Here is a 23146-nt window from a genome sequence, read left to right as displayed (position 1 = left end):
ATTATCCCCCCCGGCCGCCGGAGGCCTCTTCATCTTCATCTTCTCATCTCTCCTCCCCCCCCTCACCCCTTGCGCCCGGCGGCGACGGGGTCGCGGCGCAGGAGGCGGCGGAAGTAGCCGGTGATGCGGCCGATGTCGCCGCCGGCCAGGGCGGCGACGCCCTTGGCGACGAGGCGGCAGGCCTCGCCGGCCGGGTAGGCGAGCTTGTAGAGCCAGGTCGGGTTGGTGCGGGTGAAGAAAGTTATGGCGCGCGGGGAGAGCAGCGCCCGGTAGAGCGCGCCGGGGATGTGCTGGAAGGTGAGCAGGTAGAGCAGAAACGACGGATAGTCGCGCCGGGGCGGGATGTAGAAGGGCCGGCGGTAGATTTCCGTTTCCTCGTCGTGGATGCGGCCTTCGGCCTTGGCCTGGCGGTAGAGTTCGGTTTCCGGGAAGTAGAGCAGGCTCGCGATGGCGAGGCCGTAGGGCTTGGGCAGTCTGGCCAGCAGGCGCACGGTGTCGAGCTTGTCCTCGGCTCTTTCCCAGGGCGAGTCGATGATGACGTGGTAGTCCGGGGGCAGCAGGCGGCCGCGCCGTTCGTGCAGGAGCCGCGCGCCGGCCAGCACGCGTTCGTCGGATTCGGGCCGGCGGAAGCGCTTGCGCATGGCCGGGCTGCCGGTCTGGATGCCCATTTCCACGTAGCACAGGCCGGCGTCGATGAGCAGGTCGAGCTTGGCGGCGTCCAGGGTCGTGGGCGAGGCCTGGCAGAAAAGCGGCAGGCCGACGTCCTTTTTGTAGGCCGCGGCAAAGGCTTCCAGCCAGTCCATTTTCCGGGAAAAGAAGGTGTCGTCGAAGAGCTGCACGCCTTCGATGAAGGGGTAGCGGGCAATGATTTCGCGCAGTTCGGCCATGACGTGGGGCACGCCGCGGTTGCGGAAGTAGGGCACGGGGCCGCCGCGAAAGAGTTCCTTGACCGTTGGGACGTTGCAGTAGGCGCAGCCGTGCGGGCAGCCGCGGTCGGTCATGGTGCGGTAGACGCGCAGGAGCCGGCCGTTGCGAAAGGGCACGCGCGGCAGGGCGCGGGCGAGGACCTCGGCGGAAAGGGGCACGATGGCCCCGGCCTCCGGCGCGTGCACGAACTGGTCAACACCGGTGAAATCGAAAAACGGCAACGCGTCGAGGTCCGCGACGAGGGGAGCGAGGCCGTTGTCCACGATCGCGTCGCCCCGGCGCGTCCATATGCCCGGAATGGCGTCGGCGGGCCGGCCGGCGGCCAGGTTCGCAAGCAGCGCGGCGAGCGCCGTCTCGCCCTCGCCCCGGCAGACGTAATCGGCGTGGGAGAGCCCCTCGGCCGGGCGCACCGTGGCGTGGATGCCGCCCCAGACGACGGGCAGGCCGAGGCGCTCCTTCACGGCCCGGGTGAGCTGCACGGCGCGGTCGAAGTAGCTGGTGAAAAAGGAAACGCCGACAAGGTCCGAGTCGGCGGCGAGCGTAAGCGCCTGCGCCACGATGCGCTCGGGATAGCGGTAGACGTAGGAGCCGTCTTCCTGGAGCAGGCCGATGCTTCCCGGAAAAAGGACGAGTCGCACGTCGTGGCCGGCGGCCTTGAGACTGGCTTGCAGGCTGCGCACGCCAAATGCCGACAGGTCGGGGGGCGTGGGCGAGAGCAGGGTCAGACGGGCCATGGCGCGACGGGCTCCTTTGCGGGTTTTCGGGCCGGCAACTTCGGACCGCCGGCGGGGACGGCGCGCCCCGCGCGTGCAACAGGCCGGCATTTCAGGGGAGAGTGTCCGTTTCCTCGCTTACATAAGCCATTTCCTTCTGGCCGTCATGGCTGATGCAACCGGATTTCCGCAAGCCGAACCGTTCGATGACGCGCTCTCCATCCGGGGAAACGGCGATGGCGGCCAGGCCGCGTCTTGCGACCGAGGCCATGTCTTGCACGAAGGTCTTTATCAGCGCTTTGCTGACGTGCGATTTCTGGAAAGGCGTTATGATCCCAATGTTATATAGATACAAATAGTTTGCGTGGTCGAACGACTCCGGCTCCGGCGCGATCGACTCGCGGCTCGTAATGTTTTCCGGGGAGCGCTTGAGCAGGGAAAAGGTGCGCCGCGCTATCGGATGAAAACCCGCATACCCCACAGGCACGCATCGCCCTTCCAGCCGGGCCAGCCACAGCCGGAAACCCTTCGGAAACACGGATACCGCAAGCTTCAGATGCGCGTAGTCCTCGCGGTGGGCCTGTTGCGCATAGCAGGCCCAGTCCGCCGCAAGCAACGCCAGGACGAACTTGTCGGCATCCTCTTCCCCGCCGCGATGGTGCGAAGACTCCGCCCCCGGTACAAGGGAAAAGGTTTCGCAGCCCTCAAGAGCCGCTGCGTCGAGCGCCCGTATGCGCGCCGCCTCTTGCGTGAGCCAGGAGACGATCTGTTCGCGGGAGCGCAGGGCGGGAAAGGGCTCCAAGGCGTCCATGGGCACCTTCCTATTGCGCCTTGTCGTTCTTGGCCGATTCCAGGGCGGCGAGGCGGCGCTCCACGTCGGCGACGCGCGTTTCCAGGGACGTGCGCATGGCGGCCGTGCGGACCCGGCAGGCGGCGGATTCCTCCAGCAGGTCATCGAGGATCAGGTTTTTTTCGAACCAGGCGCGCAGCATGGTGCTCAGGTAGCGCCGGCCCATTTCGCTCAGGTGCAGGTTGGAGCTGCCCCAGGTGCGGCCCTGCCAGGAGATGGGGATCTGGGCGATGTGGTAGCCGCGGATCAGCGCGTTGAGCGACAGTTCGATGGTGATGTTGAAGTGGCAGGCCATAAGCGGCCAGATGTCGCGGATGACCTCGGCACGGTAGGCCTTGAAGGAATTGGTGAGGTCGTTGAAGCGCGTCCAGAAGAGCAGCTGGAGCATGTGGTTGACGAGGCGGTTGGCGAAGCGCTTGACGCGGGGATAATTGAGGCAGCGCGAACCCCTGATGAAGCGCGAGCCGTAGACGCAGTCGTAGCCCTGGCCGATTTTGCGATAGTAGGCGACCACGTCCTCGGGATCGTCGGAGCGGTCGGCCATGCAGATGACGATGACGTCGCCGCGTGCCTGCTCGAGTCCCGCCCGGATGGCCCGGCCGAAGCCGCGCGGCGGCATGCGGCGCACGACCGTGATGCCGGAGTCCTTTGCGGCCAGGGCGTCGAGGACCGCGCCCGTGCCGTCGCCGCTGTTGTCGTCCACGAGCACCAGCTCGTAGGGGATGGCTTCGCGCCGTAACACGCATACGAGCGCCTCGACTGTGGCGGCGATGTTGCCTTCCTCGTTGTGGGCCGGGATGACGACGGACAGGACGGGCTGGCCGGGGGTGTCCATGGGGAGCTCCTTGTGCGGTCGCGTGCGAGGCGGGTTATGCCTCATGACGGCGGCAGGCATCAAGGGACGTTGGAGACGTTGGGGGCGTTGGGAGCGCCGTGGGCCTCGAGCAGATGCCACCAGCCCGGATCGTCGCGCACCACGGCGGCGTAGCGGGTCAGGAGCTCCGTGGAAAGGGCCATGGCGGCGGCGTCCTTGTCCGCGCCGGGCGGCGGGAAAAGGGGCGCTTCCAGGCGCAGGCGGTAGGGCGCTGTCTTGCCCGGGACCAGGAACGCCGGACACAGGGCGGCGCCGCTGGAAAGGGCCAGCCGGGCCGGCCCCAGGGGCGCACAGAGCGCCCCGCCGGGAAAGGCGAAGATCGCATGGCGGCCGAACGGCGGCTGCCCCGGGGCGTCGTCCAGGGTGGTCATGACCACGCCCCCGGCGCGCAAATGGGCAAGCGCCTGACGCGTGCCCGGCCCGGGCGGCACGATACGGGCCGGGATGCGTCCCTCGTAGCGCCGGCGCAGGCGCACGGCCACGTGGCGGCCGATAAACGACAGCCCCGCCGCGTTTAGAAAGCCGATTTGCAGCATGGGATAGCCCAGAAGCCCGAGGACGGTCAGCGGCAGTTGCGTCGGGCCGAAATGCCCGATGGGCAGCACCGCGCCCCGCCCGGCGGCAAGGGCCGCGTCCAGGTGCTCGCGGCCCTTTATTTCGAGAACCTGCGCGAAATTGTCCGGCGTGATCCGGGGAAAGACGAAGATCGAAAGCTGGTTGGCGTAATGGGTCTCGAAGGCGGCCAGGGCCTGCTTGCGGCGCGTCGGTCCGGGCAGGTCCGGGCGCAGGCGGGAAACGGCGGCCAGCGCCCGGCCGCGCCGGCCCCGGGACGCGGCGGCGTGCAGCCGGCCGAGCAGGCGCAATACGGCAAACCCCAGGCGCGGCGGCAGCCGTTCCACGAGAAAGCGCAACGGGTACCAGACCACGAGACGCAGCGCATCGCGCGCCGGGCTTTCGGAAACGCGCACGCCTAGCGGCCCCTGGCTTTGAGCAGCATGTCGAAGAATGTCTCGATGTACGTCGTCCTGCCCTGGGTGTAGCGCACCGGTTCCAGCAGGTCGGCCCCGGGCGCGACGATCCCTTCGGCCGCGGCGCGCGCGGCCAGGGCGGTGTGGGGCTCCACACGCAGGCTGCTCAGTTCGAAATGCGCCCGCCTGCCCAGCTGCCGCCTGGCCCGGACGATGAAGCCGAGCAGGGCCAGGGCGTCGCGCAGGGTCTGGCCGGGCGGATTCTTGAAGAAATTGTAGCTCACGTCGAAACAGCCCATGTCGCGCACGAGCGCGTATGCGGCGTCGATCTCGGCCCGGGTCACGGCCTTGTCCAATGCGCGCAGGGCCGCGTCGCCGTAGGCGTCCGGGGAGAAAATCACGGTGTCGCAGCCGGCGCGGCGGGCAAGTTCCAGGAAATCGCGCGTAAGCCCCCGTTCTGTGAACCAGGCCGACCAGGAAAGTCGCAAATCGCGTCGGACCATGGCCTCCATGACCGCGGCGGCGTGGTCGGCCGGGGCGTTGAAGACCGAATCGAGAAAGGTGAAGCGGCTAAGTCCCTGTGTTTTGAGCGCCGCCAGCTCCCCGGCCACGCGCTCGGGGTCCTTGCGGCGATAGGTGCGGCCGTTGAGGAAGCCGTAGGGGCAGTAGAGGCAGGAAAAGGCGCAGCCCCGCTTGGTCTCGACGCCGATGCCCCAGGGCACTGCCGTGTACGGGGCAAGGGGCAGCACAGTGAAGTCCGGGGCGGGCAGGTCCTTAAAATCCGCCTTGGCCGACGGCCCGGAAAAGACCGCCTGGCCGTTTTCGCGGCGGTAGACCGAGGGCACGGCCGCGACGTCGCCTTCGCCCGCCAGGGCGTCGGCCAGGGCGGCGAACGTTCCTTCCCCTTCCAGGTACACGCCGTAGTCGATGGCGGGGTAGCGCGCCATGAGCGCCTGCGCGAACATGGAAAAGCCCGAGCCGCCGACGACGAGGGGGCCGGCAAAGCCCGCGCGCACCGTGTTCAGCACCTGCGCAAACGGCGGCAGGTAGGATGTGCTCACGCGCGTGTTGGTGGAGTCGATGTTGCGCAGCGACACGCCGACCAGGTCCGGGGCGAATTCCCGGAGTTTTTGCGCAAGCGCCCCGAGGGGATCGGGGGCGACGTTGGGGTCGCAGCAGGCGACCTCGTGGCCGGGGGCCAATGCGGCGGCCAGGCAGGCCAGGCCCACGGGATAGACCGGCGGGCCGTCGCCGCCGAGCCAGGACTGCACGAGCAGGATTTTCATGCGCCGCGCCCCAAAAGCCTTTTGAGCAGCCGCTTGGCCGGACCGGCTACGGCGAAGGCCAGCCGCCACAGCGGCGCGAGCATGGGGGCGCTCAGGGCCCTGGCCACGGGCGTTGCCGCGCAAAGGGCCAGCAGCCGCGACGGGAAGCGGCCGCCCTTGGCCAGCAGGATGAGGAAATTGACGTAGTCCGGCCGGCGCATGGTGTAGCTTTTGGTGTAGACGTCGCGGCGTTCGTCGGTCAGCAGTCCGTCCGCGGCGGCCATGGCCGCGAGCCTGGTACCCGGGTAGAGCACCAGGGAAAAGGGCTGGAGCCGGAAGGGCTTGGGGATTCTCGCGACAAAGCGCACGGACTCGAGCCGGTCTTCCAGGGTCTCGTAGGGCGTGTCCAGGATGAAGTCGTAGCTTGGCGGCAGCATCCGGTCCTTGGAGGCGTTGATGACGGCCATGGCCGCGAGCATCTTGTCGTTGCCCATGGCCTGGCGGTTGAAAAGCGCCTGGATGCGCGGCGAGCCCGTCTGCACGCCCATCTGCATGTAGACCATGCCGGCGTCGACCAGGGCGTCCATCTTCTCGCGGCTGATGGTGGCCGGGCTGCCGAGGCACGTGAACGGCAGCCCGATGCGCGCCTTGTACTCGCGGCAGAACTCCCGGATGTTCTCGAGGGGCCTGGCGAAAAAGGCGTCGTCGGAAATCCAGACGTAGCCGATGAACGGCATGACCGCCCGGGCGGTCTCCAGCTCGGTCATGACGTGGGCCACGCTTCTCCAGCGCAGGTAGCCCTTGGCGCCGTAGAGCGACTTGATCGCGTCGTTGACGCAGTAGGCGCAGCGGTGCGGGCAGCCGCGCCCGGTCATGGTCTGGTAGCCCACCCGGCCGAGCAGGCGCGAGACCGTGCCCTGGGCCAGGTGCCTTTCGGTCACGTCCGGGGTGAGGGGGATAAGGGCGTCGCCCCCCTCCCAGATATAGTGTTCCTCGTGGGACCAGTCCGGCGGCGGCAGGGCGTCGAGGTCCGCGCTTAGGGGGCGCACGGCGTTTTGCGCGAGGCTTCCGTCCGGCCGGCGTGCCCAGATGTTGGGGATGTCCGTGACCGGCAGTCCCGCGGCAAGGGCGCGGACCACGTCCAGGATGGCTTCCTCGCCGTCGCCCACGCAGGCCATGTCCGCGACCTCCAGGCACTCCTCGGGCCGGATGGTCGGGTGCACGCCGCCCCAGAGCACGGGCGCGGCGATCCTGCCCCGAAGCGCCCGCGTGATCTGGGCGGCGTTGTCGGCGTAGTTGGTCATGAGCGACACGCCGACGACGGCGGCGTCGGCGCACAGGGGAACGAGCGCCTCGAGCACGCCCGGCGGGTAGCGCTCGGGCTGGTCGGTCAGGGCGTCGCCCAGGGGATCGGGCAGGAAGACCAGGCGCGTGGGCACGCCCGCGGCGCGCAGGTACGCGGAGATGGCCCGCACGCCGAAGCAAGTGATGTCGGGATAGGGCGAGATGAGGACGACGCGCGGGGCCGTCCGGGACGGGGTGGCCTGTGGCTCCATTTTCGGAAGGATGCCGGGGGCGCGCCCGCCTTGTCAAGGCGGCGTCCCACGACAAGGGGCGTATGCCGCCTAGGCGAGGTTCTCCAGTATCTTGGCGTCCAGGGCCTTGGTCAGGGCGTCGAAGCCATTCTGGGCCAGCACGACCAGGATGTCGCCCGTGGCCATGTAGCGGGCCAGGGTGAAATTGGCGCGCACGTAAAGCGTGACCGAGCACAGGGCGTCGGCCACGGCCAAAAGCGGCCCCAGGTTCTTGGCCGTGGACAGGGGCTGGTAGTCCACGTGCAGGCCGAGCATGGTGCCCATGGCCCCGAGCACGCCGACCAGGACCACGTTGCCGACTTCGCGCAGGGTGTCCTCGCGCATCTGGTCCGAGGCCTCGGGCATGCCCATGGCCTCGGTGAGGCCGGAGACGAGGCTGTTCGCGTCGCCGTGGGCGAAGGCCAGGGCGGTCATGCCGCTCATGACCCCGGTAAACGGCAGGAACACGCCTTCGCAGATGGAAGGGCAGCGCCCCATGGTGGCCTCGGTGAGGCTCGGGCGGCTCAGGATACGGATTTCCGGGGCGGAAAGGGCCACATGGGTGGCGCACATGCGGTTGAGCGCCTCGGCGGCGCGGCCAAGGCCGATGTTGACGCATTCGCTCAAGAGATCCATGCGGGATTCCAGCGTGATTTCTGGCACGGTCTTCCTCCTCTCCTCGCGGCGCGGGCCGGCCGCTGTCGTTCTTTATAGCACTCCGGGGCCGGCCAGGCGAAACATTTGTCCGTTTACCGCCGCAGGCCGATATCTTGCAGGAAACGCCCAGGGCAAGAGGTCGTGTCCGTCTTCTGGCAAGGTGCCCCAGGGACGCGCCCGAAACAACCCGGAAATCCTTGCGCGCCGCCCGCAGGCCAAGCGCTGCGCGCCAGGGGCCACGGGCCTTCGCGCCGCCGCTCGGTCGCAGGCAGCCCTTGACACGAGGCAGGGATCGCAGGAAAAAAACGCCATCGCTTCGCGCGAAACGTGATCGTTTTGGATACGCATGGACAGTGCTTCGCGCATTTCCGCGCCTCCGGCTCCGGCCTCAGGCGCGCTGCCGGCCACCCCGGCATCCTTGCCTGCCGGCGTTTTTCCCCTCGCCGGAACCCTCCCGTTGCCGCCCCGACAGGGCCTGATTCCGAACCCCAGGAACCGCCGCACCCCCGCGGCCCGACCACGCCAACACACTGCCGCGCCGTAACAAAGCGCGCCCAGGGACAACACCCATGCCCATTCCGTTTATTGACCTCAAGGCCCAGCTCGCCGTTCTCGAACCCGAGATCCGCCGCCGCATGGACGCCGTGCTTGCCCACGGCAAATTCATCATGGGCCCGGAAGTGGCCGAACTGGAAACGGACCTGGCCGCCTTTGCCGGCGCGCGCCATGCCGTGACCTGCGCCTCGGGCACCGACGCCCTGCTCATGCCCCTGCTTGCCTGGGGCATCGGCCCCGGCGACGCGGTCTTCACCACGCCCTTTACCTTCATCGCCACGGCCGAAGTCATCGCCCTGCTCGGCGCGACCCCGGTCTTCGTGGACATCGACCCGCGCACCTACAACATCGACCCCGCCCGGCTGGAACTGGCCGTGGCCGCGGTTGCGGCGCAGGACCCCACGCTCCATCCCCTGCCCATGACGGCCATGACCCACAAGCTCAAGCCCAAGGCCGTCATTCCGGTGGACCTGTTCGGCCTGCCCGCGGACTACGACGCGCTCGGGGCTGTGGCCCGGGAACACGGGCTGCTCGTGCTTGAGGACGCGGCGCAGGGCTTCGGCGGGGTCTACAAGGGCAAGAAGGCGGGCGCGCTGGGCGCGGCCGGGGCCACGAGCTTTTTTCCGGCCAAGCCGCTCGGGTGCTTCGGCGACGGGGGCGCGGTGTTCACCGACGACGACGCCCTGGCCGACGTGCTGCGTTCCATCCGCGTACACGGCAAGGGCGGGCACAAGTACGACAACGTCCGCGTGGGCCTCAACTGCCGCCTGGACACGTTGCAGGCGGCAGTGCTGCTGGCCAAGCTGCCGGCCTTCCCCGGCGAGCTCGACGCCCGGGACGCCGTGGCCGCGCGTTACGGCGCGGGCCTTGCCGGTCTGCCGGGCGTGACCCTGCCCGTTGTGCCGGAAGGCTGTCGCTGCGCCTGGGCGCAGTACACGCTGTCCCTGGCCGGCCATGACCGCGACGCCGTGGCCGCGGCCTTGCGCGAGGCCGGCGTGCCGAGCATGGTCTACTACCCCAAGCCCCTGCACACCCAGACTGCGTTCGCCGGCCTCGGGCATGCGCCCGAGGACTTCCCGGAAAGCCTCGCCGCCAGCGCCAGGGTGCTGAGCCTGCCCATGCATCCCTACCTGGCGGCCGATGTCCAGGACGTGGTCATCGGCGCCGTCGGCAAGGCCCTGCAAGGCTAGGCCCGACCGGGATCCTCCAAAAAAAACACAAGCCCCCTCCCGAAGGAGGGGGCTTGTCCGTGATCGGCCGGGACGGATGTTCCGGCCTTAACAGTCCGTTAACGGCGTGGGGCCTCTAGCGGCATCCCGAAGACGCGCATGCCCGGGGCTCGCCAGAACCGGCCCGGGGGCGTCGGCAGGGGCCTACCAGCGGCCGCCGCCTCCGCCGTAACCGCCGCCGCCACCGCGACGACCGCCACCACCGCCGCCGCCGGAGCGGGGCTTTTCCTGGGCCTCGTTGACTTTCAGGGTGCGGCCGCCCAGTTCCTTGCCGTCCAGAGCCTGGATGGCGGCGTTGGCGCCTTCGTCATCCATCTCCACGAAGCCGAAGCCGCGCAGACGGCCGGTTTCCCGGTCGGTGATGAGGTTGACGCTGAGCACTTCGCCGTAGGGGGCGAAGTGGTCGCGGACGTCGTCTTCCGTGGAGGAGAAGGACAGGTTACCAACGTAAAGTTTCTTCGACATGTACTCTAGCTCCGGTCTTTGGCATGATCTGTTTCGGCGGTTGGGGGATCGACTTCCATCAGGTCCAAGCAGCGAAAGAAGGCATGCGCGTTGCAGATAATACCTCATTGTACACGGACCGGATACAAACACAACAAATATGTGCCCGGCGGCAGAGGATTTTTTTGCGCGTGCCGCAAGTGCCCGACCGCAGAAACCGTCTTCGCGCGCCGCAGGTCCGGGAAGGCTTCCGCAATGTCTTCCGGACGGCGATCCGCTGCGGGGGCGTGCGGGGGAAGACATGTCCTGTCCGCAAGATGTCGATGTATTGTTAAAGGATGCGGGCGCTAGGTCAGCAGGCCGTAGGCCAGCGCGACCAGGGCGACGCTCGCCGCGCGCAGGGCCTGGTTGTGCACGATCAGGCGCACGGCGTTTTTAGGCGAGAAGATGCCGGCGTAATAGGGGAACTGGTGGCGGAAGGCCCGCATGGGCGTGGACAGGATGTTGCCGATAAGGAGCGCCAGCACCACCTGCCTGGCGCTCAGGTCGCCCGCGCCGAGCATGGCCCCGGCCGCGGCCAGACCGGCGGTGAATTCCGCCACCACCTGGAACATGACGATGCTCACGGCCTGCGGGGTCATGAACGAGAGGAAGGAGAGGTGCTGCGAAAGCCACTTCTCCATGGCGTTAAACGCGCCGTACACGGTGAGATAATGGATGCCGACGTAGATGGGCACGGTGAAAAGGACCATGGTGCGGATGCGCCGCGTGAAGCGTTTCCAGGCCTTGGCCAGGGCTTTCTTCCAGGAAAACTCGCCGTCCTTGAGGTGGCAGACGACGCAGCCCTCGTCCAGGGGCGGCAGGAGCAGGCGGCCGTAGACCAGGATGGCGGCGGTGCGCAGCAGGGCGGCGAGCAGGGTGAGGCCGACGTAGATAAGCGAAGGCCGCGTGCCGAGGAAGGGCACGGTGATGAAGAACATCTGGGGCAGGTGCAGGAAATAGGTGGGCAGGCTGTTGAAGAGGTTGGCCAGGACGAGTTCCCTGTCGTCGAGCTTGCCGGCGGCGTAGGCCTCGGCGAGCAGGGAGTTGGCGGCAAGCCCGGAGAAAAAGGCCATGGAGAAGCTCGCACCGACCACGTCCTTGAGGTGGCCGATGCGGATGATGGGCGCGGCGAGGCGCGCGAGGAACCGGGTCCAGTTGAGGGCTTCGATGCAGTTGGCCACGAGCAGGCCGACGGCGAGGGAGCCGAGGAGCCGCAGCAGGGGCCAGAGCAGGGAGTGCCACGTGTGCGCGATGTCCATGGTGGCGCAGCTATAGTCAGGCGACCCGGGTTTGGGAAGCCTGCCGGAGCTGGATTTTTGCAATTTTTTGGAAACAAGTTGACAGGCGGCCCGCAAACGCATAATGACTTCTTTCCCGTGTGGGCCGTTAACTCAGACGGTAGAGTATCTGCCTTTTAAGCAGAGAGTCGCTGGTTCGAGCCCAGCACGGCCCACCAGCAGCGTCCGTCCCCATCGTCTAGTGGCCTAGGACGGCGGCCTCTCACGCCGCTAACAGGGGTTCAAATCCCCTTGGGGACGCCAAGATTTCAAGAGCGGCAAGAACCTGCGACAGCAGGAACTTGCCGCTCACCTTTTTCGTCTTCTTTTGCCGCTTTCCAGCCCTCCCGGTGCCTGCGGCGCGCTCCTGCGGATGCGGGAGGTGCCTGGAGTCGCCCCGGGGGAAAGACGCCTTTCCCCCGGGGCGCGCGGCGTCAGCAGATCTCGCCGTAGGTCAGGCGCTCGGCGTATTCCGCCTGCTTGCCCTTGTTCCACAAAGAGACCGGCCGGTAGTAGCCGACGATGCGCGTGAACACCTCCGAGGGCGCGCCGCACTCGGGGCATTCGTGGTGTTCGCCCTTGATGTAGCCGTGGGTCTTGCACACGGAAAACGTGGGCGTGATCGAGAGATAGGGAATCTTCGTCATGGTGAAGGCCTTGACGATGAACGACTTGAGCGCCTCGGTGTCGGCCACGGCTTCGCCTAAGTAGGTGTGGAAGACCGTGCCGCCGGTGTAGAGCGGCTGGAGCTTGTTCTGGTGCTCCAGGGCGTAGAAGACGTCGCGCGAGAGCCCCACGGGCAGCGTGGTCGAATTGGTGTAGTAGGGCGTGCCGTTGCCCGAAGCCCGGATGTCGGCGTAGAGCGCCTTGTCGATTTTCGCCAGGCGGTAGCTCGTGCCCTCGGCCGGCGTGGCCTCCAGGTTGTAGAGGTTGCCGGTTTCCTCCTGGAAGCGGGACGTGAGCGCGCGCAGGTGGTTGAGCGCCCGGGTCATGAGCCGCAAGCCCGCCTCGGTCTCGATGCCCTTGCCGAGAAGGTTCATGCAGGCCTCGTGGCCGCCGACCAGGCCGATGGTCGAAAAATGGCCTTTGAAACCGTTTTTGAGGTAGCGCCTGGTCCAGGGGAAAAGCCCGCGCTCCAGGTTGTCGCTGATCATCTTGCGCTTGAATTCCAGGGCGTCCCGGGCCAGCTCGGCGTATTCCGCCACGAGGTCCAGGAAATCCTCCTCGCCCTGGGCGAGGTAGGCGAGCTTGGGCAGGTTGAGCGTCACCACGCCGACGGAGCCCGTGAGGTCGCCCGCGCCGAAAAGTCCGCCCACCTTGTTGCGCAGTTCGCGCAGGTCCATCTGCAGCCGGCAGCACATGGAGCGCACGTCCTCGGGCGAGAGGTCGGAATTGATGAAGTTCTGGAAGTAGGGCGCGCCGTACTTGGCCGTCAGTTCCAAAAGCAGCGTGCCGATGTCGGAATCCCAGGGGAAGTCGGCCGTGATGTTGTAGGTGGGGATGGGGAAGGAAAAGATGCGGCCGTGGTAGTCGCCCTCGCCCATGACTTCGAGGAAGGCCTTGTTGATCATGGCCATTTCCTCGCCGAACTCGCCGTACGCGGCGTCGCGCATGACGCCGCCCACGATCACGCCTTCCCTGGCCAGGTGCTTGGGCGGGGCGAGGTCGAAGGTGAGGTTGGTAAAAGGGCTCTGCCCGCCCCAGCGCGAGGTCGTGTTGAGGTTGAAGACGAACTTCTGCATGGCCTGCTTGACTTCGCGGTAGGATAGCCCGTCCTCGCGCACGAAGGGGGCGAGGTAGGTGTCCACGTTGTTGAAGGCCTGGGCCCCGGCCCATTCGTTTTGCAGCGTGCCGAGGAAGTTGACCATCTGGCCGAGCACGGCGTCGAAGTGCTTGGCCGGGCCGGCGCAGGAGCGCCCGGGCAGGTTGAAGCCTTCGAGCAGCAGGTCGCGCAGGCTCCAGCCGGCGCAGTAGCCGGCGAGGCCGAAGGAAAGGTCGTGGATGTGGAAGTAGCCGTGGTCGTGGGCCTCGCGCGCTTCCTGGGGATATTTGCCGAGCGCGTAGCGGGCTTGCACCGTGCCGGAGAGGTGCAGCATGAGCCCCTGGAACGAGTGGGTCATGTTGGCGTTTTCCGCCACGCGCCAGTCGGTCTTGGCGATGTAGTTGTCGATGACGTCGGCGATGTCGAGGTAGGCGGCTTTCTGCTCGCGCAGTTCGCGGCGCTTTTCGCGGTAGACGATGTAGCGCCTGGCCACGGCGAAAAGCCGCGACTCCATGAGCACCTGCTCCACGGCGTCCTGGACGGCCTCCTGTTCGGGGACGTCGTTATCGACAAGCTTGGCTTCGACCTTGTGCGCCAGGCGCGTGGAGAGCAGCGGGTCCTGGATGCCGCTGGCCTTGAGGGCCTTGAGGATCGCCTGGGCGATGCGTTGGGTGGACCAGGTTTCCAGGCACCCGTCGCGTTTCCGGATCTGTATCGGCATGGCTCCCTTCCTCCCCCTTGCTCGGTGTTGGCTTGCGAAACGGCTGCTCGGCAAGCGTATGTCCCGGCGGCAGGGCCTCCCTGATCTCCCTGACGTCGGTTGGCGACAGTTCCGGCACGAGTGTCGTGCGAAAGGCGAAGCGGCCGGGATGGCGCGCGGCCAGGGCGAAGACCTCGCCGAGGCGCGCGGCGGCCTCGGCCGGGGTCACGGCCCCGCCCGTGACCAGGCCGTATTTGGCAAACGGCGCTTTGACGTCCACGGAAAAGCAGGCCCCGGGATGGCGATCGAGCACCATTTCCAGGACATCCGGGCGCATGCCGTTGGAATCGATCTTGACGTCGGGGCCAAGCGACGCGAGCTCGGCGACGAAGGCCGCGAGCCCCGGTGTCAGGGTCGGCTCGCCGCCGGTGACGACGAAGCCGTCCAGCCATTTGGCGTGGGACGCGGCAAAGGCGCGCACCGAGGCCGCGGGCAGGGGCGTGCCCTTGGCAAAGGCCAGGGACGCGTTGTGGCAAGACGGGCAGCGCAGGTTGCAGCCGCCGAAAAAAAGCACGGCGCAAAGTCTGCCGGGCCAATCGCAAAAGGACATGGGCTCGATGCCGCGCACGAGCTCCCAGGCTGGAGAAAGCGTCATTTTTTCCAGTAATGCGGAATGGATACAGTGTGAAAACCGGCCCGGCCGCTCCCTGTGCGGCGCGGGAGGAAAGCCCCCTCGAGTCCCCCCCGAAAGACGCTACCTTCATACGCCCGCCCGCGTCGATTGCAAGGGCCGGATTGTCGCCGGCAGGGCGCGGTCGCGGCAACGCCGCGCCATGCCGGGCTTTTCTTTTTGACGCTTTTGGCAATCGCCGCGCGGGCGCTCAGTCCCAGCCCGGCTTGTCCAGGCGTACGGGCATGATCACGAAAGGCAGGCCCATGCGGTAGAGCTGGCGCTGGAGGGTGAAGACCACGTAGTTGTGCAAAAGCCGCGTGACGAACGTCTCTTTTTCGAACACGAGCTGGCCGCCGAAGAAGATGGCCTTGGGAAAGCGCTCGCGCAGGGGCGGGGCCAGTTCGGTCAGTTCGTGCACGATGTCCGTGCCCACGGCCCAGTGCGCCTCGGCGTGGTAGCCGTGGTCGCGCATGAGCTCCACATAGGTGGCGAGGTCGCGCTCCATGCCGGCCTTGAGCCGCGCCAGTTCGGCCGCGCCGCGAAAGACCGCCGCGTCCACCACGCCGATCTGCACGAACACGTAGTTTTTGATGTCCTTGCCGAAAAGCCGCACCACGGAGAGCAGGGTGTGGATGCCGAGCCCGTTGAAGCCGTTGACGAAGATGATCGCCGTGGGGGCCGTATGGTCCGGTTCGGCGTCAGGCGCGGCGTTTCCCGGGATGCGCGGGGTGTAGGGGTTTTGCGGATCGACCACGGCGCGCAGCACGTCGAGCTTCTTGATCCGCGCGCCCACGGCGTCGTAGTGGCGCTTTATCGCCAGGGCGGCCGCGGCCAGGGCCCCGGTCACGGCCAGGGTGGCCCAGCCGCCCTCGAAGAACTTCACGCAGGTGACCATGACCAGGATGAAGGCGGTGAGCACGAGCCCCAGGCCGTTTAAGCACAGGCCCTTTTTCCAGGGGACCCGCTGGCCGCGTACCTGCCACCAGTGGCGCACCATGCCGAGTTGGGACAGCACGAAGGTGATGAAGACGTTGATGCTGTAGAGCACGATGAGCAGGTCCACCGAGCCGTGGGAGGCGAGCATGAGCACGAGCGCGGCCGCGCCCATGAGCAGGATGCCGTTTTGCGTGACGAGGCGGTCGGAGAGCAGGGCGAAGCGGGCCGGCAGCCAGCGGTCGATGGCCATGTTGGACAGCACGCGCGGCCCGTCCACGAAGCCGGCTTGCGCCGCGACGAAAAGGAGCAGCGCCTCGGAAACGAGGGTGACCAGCACGAAGCCGCCGCCGAGGCCCTGGCCCCAGCCGTCGGTGACGGCGGAAAACAGCACGGCGTTGAGCGTCTTGCCGTCCTGGGGTCGGACGGAAAAGAGCAGGTAGCACACGATGAGCCCGACCACGGTCACGGACAGGGACAGGGCCATGTAGAGCATGGTGCGCTTGCCGGTTTTCTCGCGCGGCTCGCGCAGGATGGGCAGGCCGTTGGACACGGCCTCGATGCCGGTATAGGTGCCCGCGCCCATGCTGTAGGCATGCAGCACGAGCAGGAACATGCCGAGCATGCCCAGTTCGCCGTGGGCGGCGGACACGTCCTGGCCCATGCGTGCGACGAGCGCCGGCATGTCCGAAACGTGGGCGAACACGCCGTAGCCGATGACCACGGCGTGGGTGACGACGAAGGTCATGAAGACCGGCACGAGGGCCATGACCGATTCCTTGACCCCGCGCAGGTTGAGCACGATGAGCGCGAGTACCCCGGCGATGGCTGCGGGGAGCCGGTAGGGCAGCCAGGCCTCGGGCAGGAAGCTGAACACGGCGTCCGCGCCGCTGGCCACGGAAAGCGTGATGGTCAGGGCGTAGTCGATCAAAAGCGCGCAGCCCGAAACCATGCCGACCTTGGGCGAAAGGAGCTTCGAGGCCACCACGTAGCCGCCGCCGCCGGTGGGGAAGAGTTCGATGATCTGGGAATAGGCGGCGCTGATGATGAAAATGGTCGCGGCCGTGCCGAACGCCACGAACACGGCCAGGAAGGTGTGCTTGCCGAGCGCCAGATAGGCTTCGGCCGGGCCGTAGCACGACGAGGACAGGCCGTCCGCGCCGAGGCCGACCCAGGCGAAGAAGGCGATGAGCGAGAGTTTGTGGAAAATGGACTGGTCGGCGAGGTTCAATCCCTCGCCGATGACGGCGCGGCGCAGGCGGTGCGCAACGGAATGGTGCTGTTCCTGGGACATGGCGTATTCCTTCGATATCCGGCGACGGGGCAAGCCCCCTCGCTGGCGCGGGGCAGGGGACGGGCGCAGTGAAAACTGTGCTGGGCCTTACGGCGCGACGCGGCGCGGCCGTTGCCCCGGCGGGACGGCGGAATGCGGGAATGGCGCGAAAAAAAGGAACGCGGGCGCAAGCGCGCACGACAACGGACCGGACATGGCATCCCTCCGGGCGACCGGTTGCGGGAAACCTGCGGCAAAGCGGCGGTTTCCACTTCGACGTCTACGAGGTTAGCTGACGGGCTCGGGCCGAAGAGGTTGCCCTACGCCATGTTGGCGATGCGCCCCGGGAGGTGGGTCCCCCGTTCCCGCCACGGGCGGGACTCGACGTTTTTCGCGGCGTAACGCCGGATGCTCCGGCCGTCAATGGGATTTTGCGGGGTTGGGAGGGACTTTCCGGGGGATTTCCCGAACCGGCGCATGCGCGGGGAACGCCGGCTGGGTCAGGCGCTTTTGCGCTTCCGGCCGGGCAACAGGCCGTGTCGGGACAGAAAGTCTTCCGGCGAGCCGTACGCGGTGAACATCTTGTGGGTAAATACCGTGTCGAAACGGTCGGCGAAGGTGTCGGCGCAGCCTTCCTGTTCGTGGATGCTCGCGACGAGGCGGATGAAATCCTGGCGCATTTCCCGGATGCGCACGAGCGCGCGCAGGCGGATCTCGCGGGGCGGGATTTTCCGGGCGATGAGGGCTGCCGCGGCCTCGGCCACGGCAGCGGCGCTCGGCGGCACGATGCGGCTGATGTCCGGATCGAGGAACACGTCGCGTCCGCCCTCGCTCGGGGTGGAGACCACGGGCAGGCCGGCGAGCAGGTATTCCGTGGTCGCGTAGTTGCCGCCTTCGGCTTCCGACAGGCAAAGGCCGACACGCGCCGCGTTGTAGACCCGGTTGATTTCCTTGGCCGGCAGGAAGCGGTAGAGCCTGGTGCGCCGGTCCTGGTTGCACGGGACCATGCCCGGCATGGCGCGTGTCAGCGAGCGCAGGTAGGCTTCCTGCGGCTCCCTGGGGCCGGGCAAGAAGTAGTAGACGAGGCCCCAGGAGGGGATGCGCCGGGCCAGGATGTGGCGTTTGAAGCGGCTGAGGCGCGCCGTGTACACGGCGTCCATGGTTTTGGCCACGCCCGGGACGGGATGGAAGAGGCGCTCGTCGAGAAAGGCGTTGTGGTGGCAGAAATAGTGCGGCAGGCCGTACCGGTGGAGCGCCGCATTCTCCTCGGGGGCGTTGGTCAGGAAGATGTAGCGGTGCAGCGGATAGGTGGCCGTCATCATGGCGTAGAACGCTTTCGTCTGCGCCAAAAGGCGCTCGTCGAGCAGGGACCACCAGTTGCCCATGAGAAAATAGGCCTTGCGGTCGGCCAGGAAGGGGCCGAGCTGCATGGGCGCGCCGAGCGGCGCGCCGTAGGAAATGACGATCAGCGGGTCGCGGCTGATCAGGTGGCAGCGCAGGGTCTCCTTGATGGACAGGCGGTAGGTGGCGGCGGGGGCGGTGGTCATGGCGCGCGGCCTCCTTGCGTCGCGGTCGCGGCAGCTTTTGCCGCCAGCAGCATCCAAGCAAGAACGGGGCCAGTCGGCTGTGGCGCATGGCGAAAGGTCCTCGGATTTGTCGTGTGCGCAAGGCGGGTTAGACACCGCGTCCGGGCCCTGCGGCCGGACCCGGGCCGCAGGGCCGTTGCCCCCGGTGCGGGCCTCGGCTACTCTCGCCCCATGGACCGTCCCGGATTCACCTTTTTGGCCTGCCCGGACCCCGAAATCATCCGGGAGCGCATCGACCGCCTGCTTGGCGAGAACGGCGCGCCCTTTGAAAAAATCGTGTTCTGGGGTGACGAGGAGCTCGGACCGCCGTTTTGGAACGCCCTGACCGTGGGCAGCCTTTTTGCCGCCGGCAAGGCCGTGGTGCTGCGCCGCGCCGAGTCCTGCCCCGCGGAGCTCTGGCCCAAGCTGGCCCCGGCGCTGCGGGGCTTCAACCCGGCGGTGTGGCCGTTTTTCTGCCTGGAGGGGGCGTTCGACCGCAAGGGGCCGAAGATTCCCAAGGCCTTGTCCGAGCAACCCTATTTCAAGGTGGCCGGGAAGCGGAACTGGCTCTTTGTCTCGCCCGGGCTTTCCCCGCGCGACATGGGGCCGCTTCTTTCCGACTGGGCCGCCGCCCGGGGCCTGGCGTTCGAGCCCGGCGCGGCCGAACGCCTGGCCGCGGCCTTGCCGCTCGACCTCGCCCGGGCCGACAACGAATTGGCCCGGCTGGAACTTTCGCTCGGCGACCGGGCCACGGTCACGGCCGCGGACGCGGCGCAGTTCGGCCGCCACGAGGAGCTCGACGGCTTCGCCTTCCTGGACGCGGTGGCCAGCGGCCGGGACCCGGCCGCGGTTTGGCGCGGCATCTTCGACAAGCAACTGGCCGGTGAGGAGATGGTCTTTCCCCTGATCGGGCTTTTGCTCTACGAGGCCCGCACCATGTGGCGCATCGCCGCCGGGGACGACGGCGACATCCGCCTGCCGCCGTCGATCCTGCAAAAAAAGCGCGCCATGGCCCGCCGCCTGGGCGCAACAGGTCTGGCCCGGCTGTTCGAGGCGGCGTTTGCCGCCGAAGCCGGGATCAAATCCGGCAGCCGCCGGACGGATCAGGCTCTGGAATACCTGACGGCCGAGCTTTTTCGCATTTTCGGCGGCCAAACCCGGGCCGCGGGCCGCGCTTCGCCATGAGTCCGCGACATTTCGCGACCGCGAGGACCGTTTTTTCCCGCAAAACATCATCCTTTTCCGTCAAACGCCTTGCCCGGGCCGGACATCATGCTTAGTAAGAAAGAACCGCCGCACTATCTGGGCCATCGCCGCCGCCTCAAGGACCGCCTGATGGAAAACCCGCGGGCCTTGGCGGACTACGAGATCCTGGAACTGCTCCTTGGCTACGTCAACGTGCGGCGGGACAACAAGCCCCTGGCCAAGGAGCTGCTCCACCGCTTCGGCAGCGTGCGCGGCGTGCTGCTGGCCCGGGAGGAGGAATTGCGGGGCGTGCCGGGAATCGGCCCGGGGGCGCTGGAATTCGTCACCCTGTGGCGCGAGGTCTGGGCGCGGTTCCACGAGCAGCCCCTGCGCGAACGGGCGCTGCTCAATTCCCCGGACATCGTGGCCGAGATGGCCCGGGCGCGGATCGGGGCCAGCGAGCGCGAGGAGTTCTGGATGGCGCTTGTGGACACCAAGAACCGGCTGATCGGCTGGGAGCAGGTGAGCCAGGGCACCATCGACCAGGCGGTGATCTACCCCAGGGAGATCCTGAGCGTGGCCATCCGCCACAAGGCCAGCGGCGTGATCCTCGTGCACAACCACCCGGCCGGCGATCCCCGGCCCTCGTCCGACGACGTGGCCTTCACCCGCCGCATCGTCAGCGCCGCCCGGGGACTCGACGTGCGCGTGCTCGACCACCTTGTGGTCACCGCGGGCGGGTATTTCAGCTTTCAGGCAGAAGGCATGTTGTAACAAGGAGGAACTCCCATGACGCCGAGTCTGCATGCCACCGTCTCCGGCAAGGTCCAGGGCGTGTATTTCAGGGCCTGGGTGTTCGACCAGGCCAAGAGCCTGGGGCTTAACGGCTGGGTGCGCAATCTGGAGGACGGCAAGGTGGAGGTGCTCGCCCAGGGCGATCCCCGTGGCCTGGACGCCCTCAAGGAACGGCTGGCCGAAGGGTCGCCGCTGTCCCGCGTGGAACGGGTCGAGGCGAAGGTTATCGAGTACGAGAAGGCTTTTTCGAGCTTTGACATCCGCTGAGGACGCGCCCGGGCGCGTTTTCGGCCAAGCGGCAAAAAGCGCCCGCGCCGCCGGCCCGTCCGGCGCCGCGGGCGATCCAGTATAAACGCGACGGCGCTTTGGCCGCGCGCCCCGCGCAAGGGGCAGGCGGCAAAAGCCCGCGAGGAGCAGGCGGTTATGGATAACGAATTCGACCCCAAGGACACGGCGGATAAGGTCGCGCCGCCAGCCGACGCGACGCACGACAACGAGGCCCCGACGGCCAGCGAAGGCGAGGAGAAGAACCAGCCCGACATCCCGTCCGAGCTGCCCGTCCTGCCCGTGCGCGACATCGTGGTCTTCAACTACATGATCCTGCCGCTGTTCGTCGGCCGCGACAAGTCCGTCCAGGCCGTGGACGCGGCCATAAACGGCTCCCGCTACATCCTCGTTTTGACCCAGAAGGACGAGAAGGTGGACGAGCCGGGCACGGACGACCTCTACCGCGTGGGCACGGTGGGCATGATCATGCGCATGCTCAAGATGCCCGACGGCAGGCTCAAGGTCCTGGTCCAGGGCCTGACCCGGGCGCGGGTGAAGGACTTCACGTCCACCGACCCCTTCCTTGCGGCCGCCATCGAGGTCCTGCCCGAGCGCGACACCAAGGAAGTGACCCTGGAGCAGGAAGCCATGATGCGCGCCGCCAGGGAGCAGAGCGAAAAGATCCTGTCGCTGCGCGGCATGGCTTCGGCCGACATCATGGCCGTGCTCAACAGCGTCAACGAGCCGGGCCGGCTCGCCGACCTCGTGGCCTCCAACCTGCGCATGCGCGTGGAAGAGGCCCAGCGCCTGCTCGAGTGCGAGGACCCCATCGAGCGCCTGCGCCTGGTCAACGAGCAGCTCGTCAAGGAGGCCGAGGTCGCGGCCATGCAGGCCAAGATCCAGAACATGGCCAAAGAGGGCATGGACAAGGCGCAAAAGGACTTCTTCCTGCGCGAGCAGATGAAGGCCATCCGCCGCGAGCTCGGCGAGGGCGGCGAGGAGTCCGACGAGCTCGACGAGCTCAAGGAAGCCCTGGACAAGGCCGGCATGCCCAAGGAAGTCAAGAAGGAGTCCGACAAGCAGCTCAAGCGGCTCGTCTCCATGCACCCCGACTCCTCCGAGGCCGGCGTCATCCGCACCTACCTCGACTGGCTCGTGGACCTGCCCTGGAAGAAGCTGTCCAAGGACCGGCTCGACATCAAGGAGGCCAAGCGCATCCTGGACGAAGACCACTTCGACCTGGAAAAGGTCAAGGAGCGCATCCTCGAGTACCTGTCGGTGCGCAAGCTCAATCCCGGCATGAAGGGCCCGATCCTCTGCTTCGTCGGCCCCCCCGGCGTCGGCAAGACCTCCCTTGGCCGCTCCATCGCCAGGGCGCTCGGGCGCAAGTTCGTGCGCATGTCCCTTGGCGGCATGCGCGACGAGGCGGAAATCCGCGGCCACCGGCGGACCTACATCGGGGCCATGCCCGGCCGCGTGGTGCAGAGCATCAAGCAGGCCGGCACGCGAAATCCTGTCATCATGCTCGACGAGATCGACAAGGTGGGCTCGGACTTCCGCGGCGACCCGTCCTCGGCGCTGCTCGAGGTGCTCGATCCGGAACAGAACTTCTCGTTCTCGGACCACTACCTCAACGTGCCCTTCGACCTGTCCAAGGTGATGTTCATCTGCACGGCCAACATCCTGGACACGATCCCCGCGCCGCTGCTCGACCGCATGGAGGTCATCACGCTGCCGGGCTACACCGAGCAGGAGAAGATCAAGATCGCGCGGCGCTACATCCTGCCGCGCCAGATTACGGAGAACGGCCTGGAAAAGGGCGACATGATCCTGTCCGACCACGTGCTGTCGCGCGTCATCCGCGACTACACGCGCGAGGCCGGGCTGCGCAACCTCGAGCGCGAGGTGGGGTCGGTCGCGCGCAAGCTCGCGCGCAAGAAGGCCGAGGGCGAGGCCCCGCCGTTTCGGGTGACCACGGCCTCGCTGCAAAAGCTCCTGGGACCGGCGCGGTTCATGGACGACGAGCGCGAGACGGAGCTGCCCCCGGGCGTGGCCGTGGGCCTGGCCTGGACGCCGGTCGGCGGCGCGATCTTGCATATCGAGGCCGCGACGTTGCCCGGCAAGGGCGGGTTGCAGCTGACGGGCAAGCTCGGCGACGTCATGAAGGAGTCGGCGCAGGCGGCGCTGACCTACGCCAAGTCCAAGGCCAAGGAGCTCGGTATCGAGCCCGAGATATTCGAGAAAAACGACATCCACATCCACGTGCCGGCCGGGGCCACGCCCAAGGACGGCCCGTCGGCGGGCGTCACGCTCGTGACGGCGCTGATCTCGGTGCTCACCAACACCGCCGTGGCCAACGACCTGGCCATGACGGGCGAGATCACCCTGCGCGGCCGGGTGCTGCCCGTGGGCGGCATCAAGGAGAAGGTGCTGGCGGCTGTCGCGGCCGGCATGAAGCGGGTGATCATCCCGGCGCAGAACATGAAGGACCTGCACGACATCCCGCGCGATCTGCGCGGCCGGGTGAAGGTCTATCCCGTGGAGCGCATCGACGAGGTCTGGCCCATCGCCCGTTGCGACGCGGCGCCGGAGAAGGAAGCCGCGAAGAAATAGATTGC

The 23146-nt window shown here is 67.5% G+C and carries 18 protein-coding genes, 2 tRNA genes and 1 riboswitch; of the genes, 7 read left to right on the top strand and 13 right to left on the bottom strand.

Features of this window, described 5'->3' with window-relative positions:
- Positions 1-62: 62 nt before the first annotated feature.
- The 7 genes from Q368_RS0101205 to Q368_RS0101175 all read right to left on the bottom strand — a co-directional run bounded on the left by Q368_RS0101205 (position 63) and on the right by Q368_RS0101175 (position 7834).
- Positions 63-1661: a B12-binding domain-containing radical SAM protein gene (locus Q368_RS0101205; protein WP_029456909.1), complete on the bottom strand. Its 1599-nt coding sequence runs from the start codon at positions 1659-1661 to the stop codon at positions 63-65.
- A 91-nt stretch (positions 1662-1752) separates the two neighbouring features.
- A complete protein-coding gene (locus Q368_RS0101200) occupies positions 1753-2451 on the bottom strand; it encodes a hypothetical protein (protein ID WP_052359957.1) in 699 nt (232 codons plus the stop codon).
- A 10-nt stretch (positions 2452-2461) separates the two neighbouring features.
- On the bottom strand, positions 2462-3325 hold the full coding sequence (locus Q368_RS0101195; RefSeq protein WP_029456907.1) for a glycosyltransferase family 2 protein: 864 nt from the start codon (positions 3323-3325) through the stop codon (positions 2462-2464).
- Between the two features lie 59 nt (positions 3326-3384).
- Positions 3385-4332: a lysophospholipid acyltransferase family protein gene (locus Q368_RS0101190; protein WP_052359956.1), complete on the bottom strand. Its 948-nt coding sequence runs from the start codon at positions 4330-4332 to the stop codon at positions 3385-3387.
- 2 nt (positions 4333-4334) lie between these two features.
- The gene (locus Q368_RS0101185) at positions 4335-5618 is read right to left on the bottom strand and encodes a B12-binding domain-containing radical SAM protein (RefSeq protein ID WP_029456905.1); all 1284 of its coding nucleotides are present in this window, start codon (positions 5616-5618) and stop codon (positions 4335-4337) included.
- Positions 5615-7153 (bottom strand): B12-binding domain-containing radical SAM protein, encoded by a 1539-nt coding sequence (locus Q368_RS0101180; RefSeq protein WP_052359955.1) that lies wholly within the window; start codon positions 7151-7153, stop codon positions 5615-5617. The genes Q368_RS0101185 and Q368_RS0101180 overlap by 4 nt, the downstream gene beginning before the upstream one ends.
- 69 nt (positions 7154-7222) lie before the next feature.
- A complete protein-coding gene (locus Q368_RS0101175) occupies positions 7223-7834 on the bottom strand; it encodes a hypothetical protein (RefSeq protein WP_029456903.1) in 612 nt (203 codons plus the stop codon).
- 563 nt (positions 7835-8397) lie between these two features.
- Here Q368_RS0101175 and Q368_RS0101170 point away from each other — a divergent pair.
- Positions 8398-9573 carry a DegT/DnrJ/EryC1/StrS family aminotransferase gene (locus tag Q368_RS0101170; RefSeq protein ID WP_029456902.1) on the top strand — a complete coding sequence of 392 codons (1176 nt, stop codon included), beginning with the start codon at positions 8398-8400 and terminating at the stop codon, positions 9571-9573.
- A gap of 183 nt (positions 9574-9756) precedes the next feature.
- On the opposite strand, the gene Q368_RS0101165 is transcribed toward Q368_RS0101170, so the two are convergent.
- Both Q368_RS0101165 and Q368_RS0101160 read right to left on the bottom strand, forming a co-directional pair.
- On the bottom strand, positions 9757-10077 hold the full coding sequence (locus Q368_RS0101165; protein WP_029456901.1) for an RNA recognition motif domain-containing protein: 321 nt from the start codon (positions 10075-10077) through the stop codon (positions 9757-9759).
- A 326-nt stretch (positions 10078-10403) separates the two neighbouring features.
- Positions 10404-11357 carry a membrane protein gene (locus Q368_RS0101160; protein ID WP_029456900.1) on the bottom strand — a complete coding sequence of 318 codons (954 nt, stop codon included), beginning with the start codon at positions 11355-11357 and terminating at the stop codon, positions 10404-10406.
- Positions 11358-11478: 121 nt separating this feature from the next.
- Between Q368_RS0101160 and Q368_RS0101155 the strand changes: the two genes are divergently transcribed.
- Positions 11479-11554 (top strand) — tRNA-Lys (locus tag Q368_RS0101155).
- A 9-nt stretch (positions 11555-11563) separates the two neighbouring features.
- Positions 11564-11639 (top strand) — tRNA-Glu (locus tag Q368_RS0101150).
- A gap of 170 nt (positions 11640-11809) precedes the next feature.
- Here the strand turns inward: Q368_RS0101150 and Q368_RS0101145 are convergent.
- From Q368_RS0101145 to Q368_RS0101125, 4 genes are all read right to left on the bottom strand, one after another.
- On the bottom strand, positions 11810-13801 hold the full coding sequence (locus Q368_RS0101145; protein WP_245611270.1) for a ribonucleoside triphosphate reductase: 1992 nt from the start codon (positions 13799-13801) through the stop codon (positions 11810-11812).
- Positions 13701-14492: a radical SAM protein gene (locus Q368_RS24285; protein WP_245611256.1), complete on the bottom strand. Its 792-nt coding sequence runs from the start codon at positions 14490-14492 to the stop codon at positions 13701-13703. The genes Q368_RS0101145 and Q368_RS24285 overlap by 101 nt, the downstream gene beginning before the upstream one ends.
- A gap of 226 nt (positions 14493-14718) precedes the next feature.
- On the bottom strand, positions 14719-16737 hold the full coding sequence (locus Q368_RS0101135) for an APC family permease (protein ID WP_029456897.1): 2019 nt from the start codon (positions 16735-16737) through the stop codon (positions 14719-14721).
- A gap of 241 nt (positions 16738-16978) precedes the next feature.
- Positions 16979-17113: riboswitch (cyclic di-AMP (ydaO/yuaA leader) on the bottom strand.
- Positions 17114-17216: 103 nt separating this feature from the next.
- Positions 17217-18263: a glycosyltransferase gene (locus Q368_RS0101125; RefSeq protein ID WP_052359954.1), complete on the bottom strand. Its 1047-nt coding sequence runs from the start codon at positions 18261-18263 to the stop codon at positions 17217-17219.
- A 210-nt stretch (positions 18264-18473) separates the two neighbouring features.
- On the opposite strand from Q368_RS0101125, the gene Q368_RS0101120 reads away from it, so the two are divergent.
- The 4 genes from Q368_RS0101120 (at position 18474) to lon (ending at position 23141) form a co-directional block, all read left to right on the top strand.
- Positions 18474-19466 (top strand): DNA polymerase III subunit delta, encoded by a 993-nt coding sequence (locus tag Q368_RS0101120; protein ID WP_029456895.1) that lies wholly within the window; start codon positions 18474-18476, stop codon positions 19464-19466.
- Between the two features lie 87 nt (positions 19467-19553).
- On the top strand, positions 19554-20240 hold the full coding sequence (radC, locus tag Q368_RS0101115) for a RadC family protein (RefSeq protein WP_029456894.1): 687 nt from the start codon (positions 19554-19556) through the stop codon (positions 20238-20240).
- A gap of 15 nt (positions 20241-20255) precedes the next feature.
- Complete coding sequence (locus tag Q368_RS0101110) at positions 20256-20528, top strand: acylphosphatase (protein ID WP_029456893.1); 273 nt, start codon at positions 20256-20258, stop codon at positions 20526-20528.
- A 156-nt stretch (positions 20529-20684) separates the two neighbouring features.
- The gene (gene lon, locus Q368_RS0101105; RefSeq protein WP_029456892.1) at positions 20685-23141 is read left to right on the top strand and encodes an endopeptidase La; all 2457 of its coding nucleotides are present in this window, start codon (positions 20685-20687) and stop codon (positions 23139-23141) included.
- Positions 23142-23146 lie beyond the last annotated feature (5 nt).

This window comes from Solidesulfovibrio alcoholivorans DSM 5433 (assembly GCF_000702665.1).
In the GTDB taxonomy this organism is placed as follows: domain Bacteria; phylum Desulfobacterota; class Desulfovibrionia; order Desulfovibrionales; family Desulfovibrionaceae; genus Solidesulfovibrio; species Solidesulfovibrio alcoholivorans.
Note: the sequence above shows the minus strand (reverse complement) of the source record. Positions and strands in the feature narration are given on the sequence as shown.

What these genes read in the sequence shown, in the direction of transcription:
- Q368_RS0101205 (WP_029456909.1), bottom strand. Translation starts at nt 1,661, where the DNA reads ATGGCCCGTCTGACCCTGCTCTCGCCCACGCCCCCCGACCTGTCGGCA.
- Q368_RS0101200 (WP_052359957.1), bottom strand. Translation starts at nt 2,451, where the DNA reads ATGGACGCCTTGGAGCCCTTTCCCGCCCTGCGCTCCCGCGAACAGATC.
- Q368_RS0101195 (WP_029456907.1), bottom strand. Translation starts at nt 3,325, where the DNA reads ATGGACACCCCCGGCCAGCCCGTCCTGTCCGTCGTCATCCCGGCCCAC.
- Q368_RS0101185 (WP_029456905.1), bottom strand. Translation starts at nt 5,618, where the DNA reads ATGAAAATCCTGCTCGTGCAGTCCTGGCTCGGCGGCGACGGCCCGCCG.
- Q368_RS0101180 (WP_052359955.1), bottom strand. Translation starts at nt 7,153, where the DNA reads ATGGAGCCACAGGCCACCCCGTCCCGGACGGCCCCGCGCGTCGTCCTC.
- Q368_RS0101170 (WP_029456902.1), top strand. Translation starts at nt 8,398, where the DNA reads ATGCCCATTCCGTTTATTGACCTCAAGGCCCAGCTCGCCGTTCTCGAA.
- Q368_RS0101165 (WP_029456901.1), bottom strand. Translation starts at nt 10,077, where the DNA reads ATGTCGAAGAAACTTTACGTTGGTAACCTGTCCTTCTCCTCCACGGAA.
- Q368_RS0101160 (WP_029456900.1), bottom strand. Translation starts at nt 11,357, where the DNA reads ATGGACATCGCGCACACGTGGCACTCCCTGCTCTGGCCCCTGCTGCGG.
- Q368_RS24285 (WP_245611256.1), bottom strand. Translation starts at nt 14,492, where the DNA reads ATGACGCTTTCTCCAGCCTGGGAGCTCGTGCGCGGCATCGAGCCCATG.
- Q368_RS0101135 (WP_029456897.1), bottom strand. Translation starts at nt 16,737, where the DNA reads ATGTCCCAGGAACAGCACCATTCCGTTGCGCACCGCCTGCGCCGCGCC.
- Q368_RS0101125 (WP_052359954.1), bottom strand. Translation starts at nt 18,263, where the DNA reads ATGACCACCGCCCCCGCCGCCACCTACCGCCTGTCCATCAAGGAGACC.
- Q368_RS0101120 (WP_029456895.1), top strand. Translation starts at nt 18,474, where the DNA reads ATGGACCGTCCCGGATTCACCTTTTTGGCCTGCCCGGACCCCGAAATC.
- radC (WP_029456894.1), top strand. Translation starts at nt 19,554, where the DNA reads ATGCTTAGTAAGAAAGAACCGCCGCACTATCTGGGCCATCGCCGCCGC.
- Q368_RS0101110 (WP_029456893.1), top strand. Translation starts at nt 20,256, where the DNA reads ATGACGCCGAGTCTGCATGCCACCGTCTCCGGCAAGGTCCAGGGCGTG.
- lon (WP_029456892.1), top strand. Translation starts at nt 20,685, where the DNA reads ATGGATAACGAATTCGACCCCAAGGACACGGCGGATAAGGTCGCGCCG.